Source organism: Catenulispora subtropica (assembly GCF_039531675.1).
In the GTDB taxonomy this organism is placed as follows: Bacteria; Actinomycetota; Actinomycetes; order Streptomycetales; family Catenulisporaceae; genus Catenulispora; species Catenulispora subtropica.
Window position 1 is genome coordinate 1 of the sequence record NZ_BAAAQM010000027.1, and the last position, 14,960, is coordinate 14,960.

At 71.3% G+C, this 14,960-nt stretch carries 14 protein-coding genes; 4 read left to right on the forward strand and 10 right to left on the reverse strand.

From position 1 onward, the window contains the following. Positions 1–114 precede the first annotated feature (114 nt). From ABD466_RS22970 to ABD466_RS22985, 4 genes are all read right to left on the reverse strand, one after another. A complete protein-coding gene (locus tag ABD466_RS22970) occupies positions 115–1,023 on the reverse strand; it encodes a DUF4436 family protein (protein ID WP_344659202.1) in 909 nt (302 codons plus the stop codon). Between the two features lie 53 nt (positions 1,024–1,076). Next, on the reverse strand, positions 1,077–2,015 hold the full coding sequence (locus ABD466_RS22975; RefSeq protein ID WP_344659203.1) for an RluA family pseudouridine synthase: 939 nt from the start codon (positions 2,013–2,015) through the stop codon (positions 1,077–1,079). 27 nt (positions 2,016–2,042) lie between these two features. Beyond that, entirely contained in the window at positions 2,043–2,795 is a 753-nt protein-coding gene (gene lspA, locus ABD466_RS22980) for a signal peptidase II (protein WP_425558713.1), read from the reverse strand. 211 nt (positions 2,796–3,006) lie between these two features. After that, positions 3,007–3,444, reverse strand: coding sequence for a TraR/DksA family transcriptional regulator (locus tag ABD466_RS22985; RefSeq protein WP_344659205.1), 438 nt, complete (start codon positions 3,442–3,444; stop codon positions 3,007–3,009). Here ABD466_RS22985 and ABD466_RS22990 point away from each other — a divergent pair. Next, positions 3,443–3,706 (forward strand): hypothetical protein, encoded by a 264-nt coding sequence (locus ABD466_RS22990; RefSeq protein WP_344659206.1) that lies wholly within the window; start codon positions 3,443–3,445, stop codon positions 3,704–3,706. The two genes, ABD466_RS22985 and ABD466_RS22990, sit on opposite strands and share 2 nt — an antisense overlap. 243 nt (positions 3,707–3,949) lie before the next feature. Here the strand turns inward: ABD466_RS22990 and ABD466_RS22995 are convergent, their stop codons facing one another. After that, complete coding sequence (locus ABD466_RS22995) at positions 3,950–4,228, reverse strand: DUF167 domain-containing protein (RefSeq protein WP_344659207.1); 279 nt, start codon at positions 4,226–4,228, stop codon at positions 3,950–3,952. Positions 4,229–4,538: 310 nt separating this feature from the next. On the opposite strand from ABD466_RS22995, the gene ileS reads away from it, so the two are divergent. After that, on the forward strand, positions 4,539–7,736 hold the full coding sequence (ileS, locus tag ABD466_RS23000; RefSeq protein WP_344659208.1) for an isoleucine--tRNA ligase: 3,198 nt from the start codon (positions 4,539–4,541) through the stop codon (positions 7,734–7,736). A 60-nt stretch (positions 7,737–7,796) separates the two neighbouring features. Here the strand turns inward: ileS and ABD466_RS23005 are convergent, their stop codons facing one another. After that, complete coding sequence (locus ABD466_RS23005) at positions 7,797–8,519, reverse strand: hypothetical protein (RefSeq protein WP_344659209.1); 723 nt, start codon at positions 8,517–8,519, stop codon at positions 7,797–7,799. 143 nt (positions 8,520–8,662) lie between these two features. Between ABD466_RS23005 and ABD466_RS23010 the strand changes: the two genes are divergently transcribed. Further along, the gene (locus tag ABD466_RS23010) at positions 8,663–10,006 is read left to right on the forward strand and encodes an NYN domain-containing protein (RefSeq protein ID WP_344659210.1); all 1,344 of its coding nucleotides are present in this window, start codon (positions 8,663–8,665) and stop codon (positions 10,004–10,006) included. On the opposite strand, the gene ABD466_RS23015 is transcribed toward ABD466_RS23010, so the two are convergent. The 3 genes from ABD466_RS23015 to ABD466_RS23025 all read right to left on the reverse strand — a co-directional run bounded on the left by ABD466_RS23015 (position 9,939) and on the right by ABD466_RS23025 (position 12,507). Next, positions 9,939–10,859: a TauD/TfdA dioxygenase family protein gene (locus ABD466_RS23015; protein ID WP_344659211.1), complete on the reverse strand. Its 921-nt coding sequence runs from the start codon at positions 10,857–10,859 to the stop codon at positions 9,939–9,941. The two genes, ABD466_RS23010 and ABD466_RS23015, sit on opposite strands and share 68 nt — an antisense overlap. A 5-nt stretch (positions 10,860–10,864) precedes the next feature. Then, entirely contained in the window at positions 10,865–11,461 is a 597-nt protein-coding gene (locus tag ABD466_RS23020; protein ID WP_344659212.1) for a TetR/AcrR family transcriptional regulator, read from the reverse strand. Positions 11,462–11,532: 71 nt separating this feature from the next. Next, a complete protein-coding gene (locus tag ABD466_RS23025; protein WP_344659213.1) occupies positions 11,533–12,507 on the reverse strand; it encodes a phosphotransferase family protein in 975 nt (324 codons plus the stop codon). 124 nt (positions 12,508–12,631) lie between these two features. On the opposite strand from ABD466_RS23025, the gene ABD466_RS23030 reads away from it, so the two are divergent. Then, complete coding sequence (locus ABD466_RS23030) at positions 12,632–13,510, forward strand: exodeoxyribonuclease III (RefSeq protein ID WP_344659214.1); 879 nt, start codon at positions 12,632–12,634, stop codon at positions 13,508–13,510. A gap of 66 nt (positions 13,511–13,576) precedes the next feature. Here ABD466_RS23030 and ABD466_RS23035 read toward each other — a convergent pair whose 3' ends face one another. Then, the gene (locus ABD466_RS23035; protein ID WP_344659215.1) at positions 13,577–14,890 is read right to left on the reverse strand and encodes a TIM44-like domain-containing protein; all 1,314 of its coding nucleotides are present in this window, start codon (positions 14,888–14,890) and stop codon (positions 13,577–13,579) included. Positions 14,891–14,960 lie beyond the last annotated feature (70 nt).

The window sequence follows — 14,960 nt, forward strand, 5'->3', positions numbered from 1 at the left end:
AGGGCCGCCAGAGGCATCGCGCCCCCTTGGGCGCGAACGCGAAGCCACACCAACAGCAACCACCGCGCCCAACCGCACGCTGAACCGACCCCGAAAGACCGACCCTCCGCCGCACTAGCTCCTTTCCGCCGCCGCTGACGGCCCCAACTCCACCCGCGACCCCCGCACCACGACGTACACCATGGAGAACGCGACGATCGCCTCCGCCCACAGGAACACTGTGTAGTCCAGCAGGCATCCGATCGGCGGTGACCCCGGCGCCGTTCCTCGGTATCCCGCGAGGGCGAACAACGACGCCGCCATCCACCCCAACGCCGGCCACGGCAGCCCCGCCCGCATCCGTCCGATCACCAATGCGCCGGTCAGCACGGACAGGGCCAGCGCCCACATCACGACGTACATCATCCACACCATCGCGAACGTCCCCCGGGTCCGTCGCAGCTGCAGGTCGAAACCCGGGGCTGTCGTGTCGCCCGAGGGGATGGCGCGGGTGACGAAGCCCGGGTCGGAGTCGATCACCTGGAGGATCGTCGGGGCGGGCCTGCCGGCGACGGTGGCGGCGAAGTGCATCGAGGTGGCGTAGCGGTCGAACGGGTAGTCCGCGATCTCGCCGGTGTCGAAGTCGAAGAGCACGTCCTGGACGACCATGCGCTGGCCGGCGGGGAACGTCAGGACCGCCTTGTTCAGGGACGTCGTCTCCACGGTCAGGTCCTGGACCGGGGTGACGCCCGACTCGTCCGTGCCGTAGCGGCCGTGGGCGAAGACCGAGACCCGCACTTCCATGTCGTCGCTGACCGCGTTCACCCGGATGATCGCGGCCTGGACCTCCACGGCGTCCGTGGCGGTGAGCGCTCCGGTGTCGAACGCGCCGTGGCGGCCGCCGCGGTCCAGGCCGGACAGGAGCAGGCCGAGCAGGGTCGCGGCGGTCATGATCAGGAGCGCGGCGCCGAGCGCGATCCAGGTGCGCGGGTGGTCGGGCGGCCACCACCAGCGTGCCCTCGTCGACTGCCCCGTTTTCGCCACGGGACAAGTGAACCGTCAATGCCCGGACATCCCCGGGCGCAACGCCGACAGCGTCAGCTCTCGGCCGCGATCTGGTCCAGCGCGCTCTGCAGGTCGTCCGGGTACCGGCTCTCGAACTGGACCCACTCCCCCGTCCCCGGGTGCTCGAAGCCGAGGCTGACCGCGTGCAGCCACTGCCGGCCCAGGCCCAGGCGCTCGGCGAGCTTCGGGTCGGCCCCGTACTGCAGGTCCCCGACGCAGGGGTGGCGCAGGGCCGCCATGTGCACGCGGATCTGGTGCGTGCGGCCGGTCTCCAGCTTGATCGCGAGCAGGGTCGCGGCGCGGTACGCCTCCAGCGTCTCGTAGTGCGTGACGCTGTCCTTGCCATCCCGGACCACGGCGAACTTGTAGTCGTGGTGGGGGTGGCGGCCGATGGGGGCGTCGACGGTGCCGCGGAGCGGGTCGGGGTGGCCCTGGACCAGGGTGTGGTAGCGCTTGTCGACGGTGCGGTCGCGGAAGGCCTGCTTGAGGAGGGTGTAAGCGCGCTCGGACTTGGCCACGGCCATCAGGCCGCTGGTGCCGACGTCCAGGCGGTGGACGACGCCCTGGCGTTCGGAGGCGCCGGAGGTGGAGATGCGGTACCCGGCCGCGGCCAGGCCGCCGACCACCGTGGGGCCGAGCCAGCCGGGGCTGGGGTGGGCCGCGACGCCCACCGGCTTGTCGATCACCACGATGTCGTCGTCGTCGTGGACGATGCGCATGCCCTCGACGGCCTCGGCCCGCACCGCCACCGGGTCGACGACCGGCGGGAGCTCGATCTCCAGCCAGGATCCGCCGCGTACCCGGTCGGACTTGCCGGCCTCGGCGCCGTCCACCCGGACCAGGCCGGCCGCGGCCAGTTCGGCGGCGCGGGTGCGCGACAGACCGAACATGCGGGCCAGGGCGGCGTCGAGGCGCTCGCCCTCCAGGCCGTCCGGGATGGGGAGGCTGCGGAGATCAGACATGAACACCATTATCCGGCAGCCGGGAGGGGGCTCAGGTCACTCGGCCGGGTCGGAGTCCTCGGGCTCGGACTTCGCCTCGGACTCCGGCTTGGTCCCGTCCCCGTCCCCGTGCCGTGTGCCGTCCGGCTGCATGCCCAGGAACGACAGCAGCACCATCAGGCAGCCGCCGACGACGATCGCCGAGTCGGCGAGGTTGAACACCGGGAAGTCGTAGTGCACGACCGGGAACGTCGGGAACTGCAGGAAGTCCACGACGTGCCCGCGGAAGAGACCGGGCTCGCGGAAGATCCGGTCCGACAGGTTGCCCAGCGCACCGCCGAGCAGCAGCCCGAGCGCGCAGGCCCAGGGCAGGGAGCGCAGGTTGCGCGAGACCCGCAGGATCACGAACACCACGGCGGCCGCGATGATGGTGAACACCCAGGTCTGGCCCTCGCCGATGGAGAAGGCCGCGCCGGAGTTGCGGATGAGGACGAGGTTCAGGAAACCGCCGGGCAGGTGGATCGGGCCGCGGTCGGACAGGTGCTGGACCACCAGGATCTTGCTGATCACGTCGATCGCCAGCGCGAACGCGGCGACGGCGATCAGCACGGGGAGACGACGCGGCTTGCGGGGCGCGGGGGTGGAATCGGAGGGCTCCGAAGCCTGGTCCCGCTCCTGGTCCGCGCTCGTGGCCGAGTCTTCCGAGTCTTCGGTCGGCTCGGCGGCCTCAGGGGTCACGGCAGTCTCCGGGGCATCGGCTTGCGCCGGGGGCGCCCCGGACCCGTCCGGTCCTTCGGCCGATCGGGCCATCCGGCCACCGCCCGCGGCCGAACCCTCGGCCGTCTCCGCATCCGCACGCACATCTGAAGCCACGCGCACACCCTACCTTCGGTAGGAGGGGATGCGGCGGTCACAACCAGGACCGCCCGCCTTCAGTTGCCCCGTCAGCCGCACCTCGGTCACCCCTTCGGTCACAGGGGCACACCTCGGCCGGGCCAGCTCAACCGGCCCGGCCCGCCGCTCAGCGTCGCTCCTGCTTCTGCTTGCAGCTCATGCACAGCGTGGCCCGCGGGAAGGCCTGCAGCCGGTACTTGCCGACCGGCTCGCCGCACGACTCGCAGACGCCGTACGTGCCGGCGGCGAGGCGGGCGAGGGCGCGCTCGGTCTGCTGGAGCATGTCGCGCGCGTTGTTCGCTATCGACATCTCGTGCTCGCGCTCGAAGTTCTTGGTGCCCGCGTCGGCCTGGTCGTCGCCGGCGCCCTCGCCGGAGTCGCGCAGGAGGTCGGCGATGCCGGTCTCGGCGGTGCTGATCTCCCGGTGCAGCCGGGCGGCGTCGCCTTCGAGCTCGGCCTGGAGCTCGGTGACCTCCTCCTCGGACCACGGGTCCTCGCCCGCGCGGTACGGCGGCAGCCCGCCGACGCCGGCCGTGACCGGCTCCGTCACCTCAGCGACCGTCATGGGAGTCTCCTTCTCGGTCCCGGAAACAGAAGCGGCCGGCCCGCTCGCCGACCGCCTCGCCTCGCCGGCGCTGGACCGGCGGGTGGGCGGGGAGGCCGTGGCCCCCGTCGCGGCCCGAGTCGGCGTCGGCACCGCCTTGCCGGCCCCCACGCTCTTCTTCGCTACAGACTTCGCCGCGGTCTTCGCGGCGTGCGTGGCCCCCGTGGCCGTCTCTGATGCCTTCGTCCTACTCGTCGTCACGGCCGTCATCCTCGCTCTCTGACGTGGCGGCGCAGTTCACTCGAACCGAGCTTGGCTGCACATACAACCAACCGTCCGCCCCCTACTCACACGCGTCGTGTAGCGTGCCCGCGCTGGGCCCCCGCTAATCACGCTTCGTGAGGGGAGAAACGTCCCAAGCCGCCCACCAGTTCCCGTCGAACACACGCGCACCGAACATTCACTCATTCGGGCTAACGAGAACCGGAGACGGCCGGTTCGCCGGACGTCTTCGCAGGTCCGCCCGTCAGCCGAGCAGACCCGCCACCACCTCGCGAAGCGCCGCCGGAGTCTCGGTGGAAACCCCTATGACCTTGTCTCGCGAAGTGGCGCCCGTGATCAACACCACTGAGCGTCGCGGTATTCCCAAGGCGTCCGCGACCGCCCGGAGGGCCGCCTCGGTCGCCGCGCCCTCGACCGCCTTGGCGGTCACGGCCACGATCAGGGCCCCCTCGCCATGGCGTCCGCCGACCCGGTTCCGCGAGCTCCCGGGCTTGACGCGAATTGGAATCCGGACCTCTTCCATACCGCTTACAATGACACGAGTACCCGAGCAGGCAGCGACGGGACGAGTAGCGCGGAACGGCGAGCGACGAGCGATCCGGGGACGGTGTGAGCCCGGAGGCGGACCCCGCGTGAAAATCACCCCCGAGCCGCCGGAAGAAAGGACCGCGAGGTCCGAGTAGAACCGGCCGGATACGCAATGAAGTGGACATACCGGTGTCTACGGTGTGTCAAGGAGGGTGGTACCGCGGTACCGGCGCTTCATAGAGAGTGCCAGTGTCGTCCCTTCGTCGGTTTAGGAGAACTACGACGAAGGAAGAAGGCACCGCGCCATGGCCGACAGGCTATATCGCCCCGTAAGCGCCCAGCTCGATCTCCCGGCGATGGACGCCGAGATCATCGACTTCTGGCGCGGCGCCGACATCTTCGGCAAATCACTGTCCGCCACCGAGGGCGCCCCGCGCTGGACCTTCTACGAGGGCCCGCCGACCGCGAACGGCCGTCCCGGCACCCACCATGTCGAGGCCCGCGTCTTCAAGGACGTGTTCCCGCGGTTCAAGACCATGCAGGGCCACCGCGTGGACCGCAAGGCCGGCTGGGACTGCCACGGCCTGCCGGTGGAGCTGGCGGTGGAGGCCGAGCTCGGCTTCACCAACAAGCAGGACATCGAGGCGTACGGCATCGCCGAGTTCAACGCCAAGTGCCGCGAGTCGGTGCGCCGCCACGTGGACGCCTTCGAGAAGCTCACCGAGCGCATGGGCTACTGGGTGAACACCGACGAGGCGTACTGGACGATGAACCCGTCCTACGTCGAGTCGGTCTGGTGGTCGCTGAAGCAGATCTTCGACAAGGGCCTGCTGGTCCAGGACCACCGCGTGGCGCCGTACTGCCCGCGCTGCGGCACCGGGCTGTCGGACCACGAGCTGGCGCAGGGCTACGAGACGGTGGTCGACCCCTCGGTCTACGTCCGCTTCCCCCTGACCTCGGGCCCGCTGGCCGGGAACACCTCGCTGCTGGTCTGGACGACCACGCCCTGGACCCTGGTGTCGAACACCGCGGTCGCCGTGCACCCGGACGTCGCCTACGTCGTGGCCACCGACGGCACCGAGCGCGTCGTCGTCGCCGAGCCGCTGGTCGGCAAGGCTCTCGGCGAGGGCTGGGAGACCACCGGCGAGACGTTCCAGGGCTCCGCCATGGAGCGCTGGACGTATCAGCGCCCGTTCGAGCTGGTCGACATCCCGGACGCGCACTTCGTGGTGCTGGCCGACTACGTCACCACCGAGGACGGCACCGGCCTCGTGCACCAGGCCCCGGCCTTCGGTGCGGACGACCTGGCCACCTGCAAGAAGTACGACCTGCCGGTGGTGAACCCGGTCCGCGGCGACGGCACCTTCGAGGAGTCCGTCCCGATGGTCGGCGGCGCCTTCTTCAAGAAGGCCGACGAGGTCCTGGTCTCCGACCTGCGCGAGCGCGGGGTCCTGTTCAAGCACCTGGAGTACGAGCACAGCTACCCGCACTGCTGGCGGTGCCACACCGCGCTGCTCTACTACGCGCAGCCGGCCTGGTACATCCGCACCACCGCGGTCAAGGACGCGATGATGCGGGAGAACGACGCCACGAACTGGTTCCCGGACAACGTGAAGTACGGCCGCTTCGGCGACTGGCTGAACAACAACATCGACTGGTCGCTGTCCCGCAAGCGCTACTGGGGCACGCCGCTGCCGCTGTGGGTGTGCGAGGACGGCCACGTGACCGCCGTCGGCTCGCTGGCCGAGCTCGGCGAGCTGTCCGGGCGGGACGTGTCGAACCTGGACCCGCACCGGCCGTTCGTCGACGACGTCACAATGCCCTGCCCGCAGTGTGCTGAGTCTGGTCGGACCGCCACCCGGGTGCCCGAGGTCATCGACGGCTGGTACGACTCCGGCTCGATGCCGTTCGCGCAGCACGGCTACCCGTACGTCGAGGGCTCGAAGGAGACGTTCGAGAACGCCTACCCGGCGGACTTCATCGCCGAGGCCATCGACCAGACCCGCGGCTGGTTCTACTCCCTGCTGGCCGTCGGCACGCTGGTGTTCGACAAGTCGTCGTACCAGAACGTGCTCTGCCTGGGCCACATCCTGGCCGAGGACGGCCGCAAGATGTCCAAGCACCTGGGCAACATCCTGGAGCCGATCCCGCTGATGGACCAGCACGGCGCGGACGCGGTGCGCTGGTTCATGCTGGCCGGCGGCTCGCCGTGGTCGGCGCGCCGGGTCGGGCACGCCACCATCCAGGAGGTGGTGCGCAAGACGCTGCTGACGTACTGGAACACGGTGTCGTTCCAGGCGCTGTACGGCCGCACCGGCGGCTGGGCGCCGTCGGAGTCCGACCCGCGCCCGGCCGAGCGCCCGGCGCTGGACCGCTGGGTGCTGTCCGAGGTCAACGTCCTGGTCCGCGACGTCACCGCGGCCATGGAGGAGTTCGACACGCTCAAGGTCGGCAAGCTGCTGTCGGCGTTCGTGGACGACCTGTCCAACTGGTACGTCCGCCGGGCGCGCCGCCGCTTCTGGAACGCCGACCCGGCGGCCCTGGCCACGCTGCACGAGGCGCTGGAGACGGTGACGAAGCTGATGGCGCCGATGGTGCCGTTCATCAGCGAGCGGGTGTGGCAGGACCTGGTCCGCTCGGTGGACCCGGGCGCGCCGGAGTCGGTGCACCTGGCGGCCTGGCCGACGGTCGAGGCGGCGCTGGTGGACCCGGAGCTGGCCGAGCAGATGGCGCTCACCCGCCGCCTGGTCGAGCTGGGCCGGGCCACCCGCGCGGACTCCGGTGTGAAGACCCGGCAGCCGCTGTCCCGGGCGCTGGTCGGCGCGCCGGGCTGGGCCGCCCTGCCGGAGGAGCTGCGGGCGCAGCTGCTGGAGGAGCTGAACGTGGTGACCACGTCGCCGCTGGCCGACGCCGGCGGAGACCTGATCGACTACAGCGCCAAGGGAAACTTCCGAGCACTGGGCGCGCGGTTCGCGAAGCGCACGCCGCTGGTGGCGAACGCCATCGCGGCGGCGGACGCGGCGGCGCTGGCGGCCGCGCTGCGGGCGCGGGGCTCGGCGACGGTCCTGGTCGAGGGCGAGGAGGTGACGGTGTCCCCCGAGGAGGTCATCGTGACCGAGACGCCGCGCGAGGGCTGGGCGGTGGCCACCGCGGGCGGCGAGACCATCGCGCTGGACCTGCACGTGACGCCGGAGCTGCGGCGCGCCGGGCTGGCCCGGGACGTGGTGCGGTTCCTGCAGGAGACGCGGAAGGCGACCGGGCTGGACGTGGCGGACCGCATCACGCTGACGTGGGCCGTGGCGGACGGGTCGGAGGCCGGGGCCGAGACCGCCGAGGCGGTGCGGGAGCACGCGGCGATGATCGCCGACGAGGTGCTGGCGGTGGAGTTCGCCGAGGGTGCGGTGCCGGCGGCGGGCGATCCCGCGGACCTGAAGGAGCTGCGGGCGGCGATCGCGGGCGACGAGGATCTGGGGCTGACGTTCCGGATCGCGCGCGCCGGATGAGCTGATCCAGCGAGAAGGGGACAGCCCCGGTTCCTTGACGGAGCCGGGGCTGTCCGCCGCTCAGCTGACGATCGGGATGTCGCGTATCAAGATGATCCCGCCGATGTCCACGGCCTGGGTCCAGTACAGGTTGAAGGTGTCGCCCGACTTGGGCGCGTCGATCACCATGTCGCCGATCATCGGCTCGTCCTGCTCCAGGTATGGGGAGTTGCCGGGGCTCTTCAGCGTCCAGGCGTTGTCGAAGTCCTCGAAGTTCATGCTCTGGCCGGTGTCGTCGACGGCGGCGGCGCTGCCGAAGGTGCCGGTGAGCAGGGAGACCTTCTGACCGCTGCGGTTGGCGGCGGACAGGTTGGCGATGATCTTGTCCCCGTTGCGCTTGGCCAGGACCTTGATGGTGAGGGCGTGGTCGGCGGGTTGGCCCTTGGGCCACAGGACCGTCACCTTCTTGTCGGGGCCGACGGTCTCGTCGACGGCTTCGGCCTTGGCGAGGTCGCCGGTGGGCTGCCAGTGGCCTGAGGTGTTCGGCGAGCTCGCCGCAGGCGGGCTGCTGGCGGGGGCCGAGGATGATGACGTGCTCTCCGAGCTGTTGTCGGGGCTGCTCGGACTGGTCGGGCCGGTCGGGCTGGTCGGACCGGTCGGACCGGTCGGACCGGTCGGACCACCGGGGCTGCTCGGTGCCGTACTCCCGGTGGGGCTGGACGGGGCGGCTCCGACCGTCCCGGAGCTGTTCGAACATCCTTGCGCGGAGGCCAGTGCCGCCACTGCCGCGCATATAAGTGTCATATTCCGCATTCGCCGGCGAAAACCCGGCCCCCCGCTCGTTTCCATGCCGCAGATTGTGCCGTCAGAGTGCTTACTCGGCAAAGCGTTGTAACAGCCGGTCTGTCGTGTTGCCACGCTCAGCGACCATGTGACACGTTTAGCCAATGGATCGCTGTGCCGTCCTGGTGGACGCCGGATACGTGCTGGCCGCCGCCGCGAACGTGGTGAGCGGCGACCCCGGCCGCCCCGGCGTCGACGTCGACTACCCGGGCCTGGTGGCCGCCCTGACCGAGCGCGCCGCGGCCGAGACCGGGCTGCCGGTGCTGCGCGTCTACTGGTACGACGCCGCCCCGGCCACCGGGCCGACCCGGGAGCAGCGGGCGCTGCGGGTGCTGGACGGGGTGAAGCTGCGCCTGGGCAAGCTGGTGCGGCGCGACGACGGCAAGTTCGAGCAGAAGGGCGTCGACACCTTCCTGCACGCCGACCTCACCGGCCTGGCCCGCAAGCGCGCTGTCGCGGACGTGGTGCTGGTCAGCGGTGACGAGGACCTGCTGCACGCGGTCGAGGAGGCGCAGGAGTACGGCACCCGGATCCACCTGTGGGGCGCGGCTTCGGACTACAACCAGTCGCTGGAGCTGATCGCCGCGGTTGACAAGTCCATGCTGCTCAGCGAGGAGTGGCTGAAGCCCTACGTCTGGGTGAAGCCGCCGCCGCTGTCCTCCGGGGAGGCCGAATGCGGGCCGGCCAAGACCGGGACCGGCGAAGGCCACGGCGGCGACCAGGAGCACGAGCACGCGAAGCCGCACAAGGCGTTCCCGTCACCGCTGGACATGCCGCAGCGGCTGCTGCACCCGACCGAGACGCCGAAGACGCCGCTGGCCAACAGCCGGTTCCCGAAGCTGTGGCAGGTCACCTCCCCGACCCAGCGCTTCCTCGACGCCGAGGAGAACAAGAGCATGGGCCGGGCCGAGCCGATCGACGTCGGCCGCGCCTACGTGAAGCGCTGGATGGCGCGCGCCACCGAGGCCGAGCGGCGGCGGCTGACCGAGTGGACGGCGACCTGGACCTGGGTGCCGCACGACCTGGACCCGGACCTGCTGCGGTTCGCCAACGACCTGGGGATCGACACCTGGGAAGCGGAGCTGGAGCCGATCAAGCACGAGCTGCGGGCCGGGTTCCTGGACGGGTTGAAGAAGTGGCGGGAGCAGCATCCGGAGAAGGCCGCGGGGGTCGCGGCGCCGGCCGAGCCGGAAACGGCGCCGCCGGATGCGTCCCCGCATCCCGCGCAGAACCATGCCCAGAACCACGCCCAGAACCAAGCCCAGAACCAGGTTCACCACTCCACGGCGCACCAGGCTCCGCAGGTCCCCGACCAGCAGGCTCCGGCCACGCCGGCGTCACCGTCGCCGTCGCCCCAGCCGCCCCAGCCGCCGTCGCCCGCTACCGAGGCCGGTCCCCCAGAATCGCAGCCCGCTCCATCACCCGGCGCTGCGGGAAGTAGTCACTGACCGCGTAGTGCTGCACCGCCCGGTTGTCCCAGAACGCGATCGAGCCGGCCGCCCACTTGAAGCGCACCTGGTACTCCGGCACTGCCGCCTGCTTGAACAGATGTTTCAGCAACTCCTCGCTCTCGTCCTCGGGCAGCCCGACGATGTGCGTGGTGAAGATGCCGTTCACGAACAGCGTGCGGCGGCCGGTGCGCGGGTGCGTGCGCACGACCGGGTGCTCCACCGCCGGGTACTGCGCCTGCATCTCCTTCAGCTTCGCCGGGTCCATGCCGATGCCGAACGGGAGGGTGAAGTCGTGCACCGCGACGCGACCCTCGATGCGTTCCTTGACCGACGCCGGCAGGCAGTCGTAGGCGGCGGCCATGTCCGCGAAGCAGGTGTCGCCGCCGGCCGCGGGAACCTCGACGGCGCGCAGCACGGAGCCCAGGGCCGGCCGCTCGCGCCAGGTGACGTCGGCGTGCCATACGTTCTCGACGCCGACGTTGTCCGTGCCCTTCTCGAAGCGCACGATCTCGGGGACGTCGCCCTGCGGGAGGAACGGGTGGACTTCCAACTCCCCCCACAGCCGCGCGAAATCGCGGTGCTGGGCGCCGGTGATGTGCTGGTCGCGGAAAAACAGGACTTTGAATTCCAGCAATGCGCGGTCGAGGTCGGCGAACACTTCCGGGGTCACCGGTTCGCGAAGGTCGAGGCCCGCTATCTCGGCGCCGATGAGGTTGGTGCAGGGCGCCACGGTGAACCGCTCGTAGGGTCGCGGTTCCTCACCTTCGGGCAGGCGCCGCAGACGGCGGCGGGGTCCGGCGTTGAGGTCGCGCCCGGTGAGCAGTTCTTCGAGGGTGGCGTAGACGGCCATGGAACTCACTCCTTGGGGTCGGAGAGCAGCGCCGCCCCGGCGGCGATCAGCGTCTCGGTGCCGACGCCGGTGCCCGGGTGGCGCTCGCGGTCGGCGAGCGTGGTGATGACGAGCAGGGCCAGCAGGCGCAGGCGCTCGACGAAGACGCCCGGCGGCAGGCGCAGCCCGGCGGTGGCGTCCCGGAGCCCGGCTATCAGGGCCCGGATGCTGGAGGCCTCCGGGCGGTCCAGCGCGACGGTGCCGGGATCGTACTCGGGATAGCGCATCGCCTCGGCGAGGAAGCGCAGGTACCAGGACCGGCGCCCGGCCTTCTCGGCGTCGGCGAGGGTCTCGGCCAGCGGTTCGACCAGGGCCCGGACGTAGGTGCGGATGGTGTCGTCGGGGCGTGCCGCCAGCAGTTCCAGGCGGCGCGCGTTGACCGGCGTCATGCGGTGCTCGTAGACGGCGGCGACGAGCGCGGAGCGGGAGCCGAAGTGGTAGGCGACCGCCGAGGTGTTGCGCTGGCCGGACTCGGCGGCGATCTGGCGCAGGGACACCGCTTCGATGCCGTCTTCGGCGAAGCGGCGCTCGGCCGCCTCCAGGATCCTGATTCGCGCGCTCACGCGGCGGAGGTTAACGCGGTTGCGTTAAGGAGGGAAGGGGCTCAGGCGATCCCACGCCGCGTCACGCGGTTTCACGCCATGAGGGTGCGCAGCCACTCCAGGGACGCGGTGCCGAACGCCCGCTGGAACCCCCGGAGGGTGGGAAGCCCCTGCGGGGCCGGCTGGCTGCTGCGTTCCAGAAGCATGCCGGTGAGCCCGGCGGCGAAGGCGGTCACGGCTTCCGGGTCGGCGTCGGCCAGGAGCGGGTGTTCGGTGACGATGCGGGCGCGCTCGGGGCCGCTGTGCATCCAGACGCTAGGGACGAAGAAGCCCAGGTCGATCCAGGGGGCGCCGACGGCCGCCCAGGGCCAGTCCACGACGTAGACGCGGTCGGCGGTCATCAGGAGGTTGTCCGCGCGGACGTCCATGTTGACCAGGGTGGTGCCGTGCGACAGGTCCGCGGACTCCGTCTCCAGGCCGACCAGGGCGCCGAGGCGGTCCCGGGCCCAGGGGTCGAGCCAGGCGAGGTCGTCCCGGCCCTCCTCATACGCCGCCCGCAGCCGGCTCCAGCCGCAGAAGCTCCGCTTCAGCCGCTCCGCGGCCGGCGGCGCGTCGAGCGGCGGCGGGGTCAGGACGGCGGCGAGCTCGGCGAGGGCGGCGACGGCGCGGCGGAGCTCGTCGGGATCCCAGTCCGGGTCGGGGTTGCGGCCGTCGATCTCCTCGAAGACGAGGACCACCCAGCCGTCCTCGTCGAGGGCGCCGAGGAGCTTCGGGACCGGGGCGTGGGGCGGCATCCGGGCGGTGTAGCGGGCTTCGTCCCGGTGCATGTTCGGCGTGTCGGGGTTCATCTCGACGCTGACCGCCTTGACGAAGGCGCGGTGGCCGGTCGAGGTCCGGACCCGGACGGCGGGTCCGGGCGAGAAGCCGCCGGGCTGCGTCACCGCCTCCACCACCTCGCCGCCGCCGGCGAGCTCGGCGACCCGGGCGCGTAAGTGCGGCGGGATCGCGGTCCAGGGCGCGCGGACGCCCTGGGCTGCGGGGACGGGGCTGCTGCCGGTGCGGGCCATCTCCGCATCCTGCCGGGAGGATCACCGCGAAGGCAAAGCCGTTTCCCCTCCCCCGCTGCGAAAGAGCCGGTCACAGCCCCGAGGTTGGTCGGCGGACACGTCCGCGACCGTTACCCTCTTACTCGTGCTGACCGTCTCCACCGTCAACGTCAACGGCATCCGCGCCGCCGCCGCCAAGGGCTTCACCGAATGGCTCGCCACCACCCCCGCCGACGTGGTGTGCCTCCAGGAGGTCCGCGCCGAACCCGACCAGTTCCCGGCCCACCTCCGCGCCCCCGACGGCTGGCACACCCTGGTCGCCCCGGCCAGCACCAAGGGCCGCGCCGGCGTGGCGCTGTTCAGCCGCATCGCCCCCACCGCCACCCGCATCGGCTTCGACGCCCCCGAGTTCGCCGCCTCCGGCCGCTACGCCGAGATCGACTTCCCCAACCTCACCGTCGCCAGCCTCTACCTCCCCGCCGGCGAGGCGGGCACCGACCGCCAGGCCGAGAAGGAACGCTTCATGGCCGCCTTCCACACCCACCTGAGGACCCTCCACCAGCGCGCCGTCGACACCGGCCGCGAAGTCCTCGTCTGCGGCGACTGGAACATCGCCCACCGCGAAGCCGACATCAAGAACTGGAAGGGCAACCTGAAGAACTCCGGCTTCCTCCCCGAAGAACGCCGCTGGCTGACCAGCGTCCTGGGCGAGACCGGCTACGTGGACGTGGTCCGGTCGCTGCACCCTGACATCGCGGGACCGTACTCGTGGTGGTCGTGGCGCGGGAAGGCGTTCGACAACGACTCCGGCTGGCGGATCGACTACCACATGGCGACGCCGCGGCTCGCGGCGCGCGCCACGTCGGCGGTGACGGAGCGGGCGGAGACGTATGCGGAGCGGTGGTCGGATCATGCGCCGGTGACGTGCACGTTCGATTGGGAGCTGGCATCGGTGCCCGTCCCGCGTGGCTCACTCGACGACCGCGGCGTCACCTCGGGGTCGGGCACCGCGGCGGACTCCTGAAGGCACGTCGACCTCGCCCGAGGGGGACGTCGAACTCGTCGACGGAGCCCCCTCGGACCCGGCAGCCTACGAACGGTTCCCCGTGAGCTGTGATCCGGGCTGGGCGTCCGCGGCGATCACGGTCCACCCCTTCGCCGACGGGCCGTCCAACCGCAGGTCGAAGGTGAAGGTGACGGGGCGCCGCTTGTGCGCGTCGCCGAGGAGCACCTTCTCGGTGCGGCGGTCGACCTCGTAGTACACGCCCTCGGCGGCGACCACGACGCGGACGACGATCGGGTCGCGGGAGACCAGGGAGCGCACTTCGATCGAGGCGATGGCGGCGTTGCGCATGACGGTGCGGTTGGCGGTGCGGACGGCGGTGAAGTCGAGGCTGCCGTCGTTCATGGCCCACTCTTCGAGGAACTGCTCGACGGCGACTTCCAGGACCGCCTTGTCGAAGCGGCCGTCGACGAGGCTCAGGTCGCCCGCGGCGGCGTCGGCGTCGGTGCTCCACGAGATGGTGGTGAGCTCCAGGACGTCGCCGGCGCCCGCGACCGACACGTTCTCGGCCACCTCGAGCACGGCGTCCCGGGCGACCGCCTTCTGGTCCCAGAAGTCCGTCTCGATCGCGTCGGTCAGGTGGTGCGCGCCCTCGGCCGCCTGCTCGATCGACGCGACGATGAACGCGCCGGAGGCGTCCTTGCGCAGCGTCCAGTACTCGACCGGGCGGGTCGAGCCGTCCTTGCGGACCGCGTGCGAGCCGTTCGCGCGGCGGACGATGTCGTGCAGCGTCGCGGTGATCCGGAAGGTGACGGTGTCGTTGCCCTCCCCCGCGCGGTTCGCGAGGTTGACCAGTTCGACTGTCGGGCCGGCGACGATCTCCACGACGTTGACCTCGCCTCGCGACTCGTAGTCGCGCAGTTCCTCGTCCCACTTCACGTAGAGCACCGGGGACAGGATCCGCTTCAGGGTGGCGCGGTCGCGGGCGGTCCAGGCGCGCTGGGCGGTCGTGTAGAGCCAGACGGCGCGCTCCTTCAGCGGCTCCAGGGCGAAGGTGGCGTCCGTCTCGGCGAGCGCCTCGACCCGCGCCTCGACCTGGGTGGCGCGCTTGCGGGCCGCCTCGTCCGAGCGGTGGGCCGCCCGGTCCGACCCGGTGTTCAGACCGCTCCCCCCGCCGCCCTTCTTCCAGGCCCGGAAGGCCATCACCAGCGCCAGGATGATCACCGCCAGGATCAGCAGCCCGATGATGGATCCGGCGCCCCCGCCGCCGACGAATCCGACACCGTGGAAGCCGCCGATGCCGCCACCGTGACCACCGCTGTGGCCGCCGCTGTGGCCACCGCCGCCGTGGCCGTGGCTGCCGCCCCCGCCGCGGGCCTGCGCCACCGCCGGAGTGCTCAACAGTGCAGCAAACGCTGCGAGAACGAGTACCCGCCGCCCGATACGCACTTGGTCCCCCTTGAGGATCAGA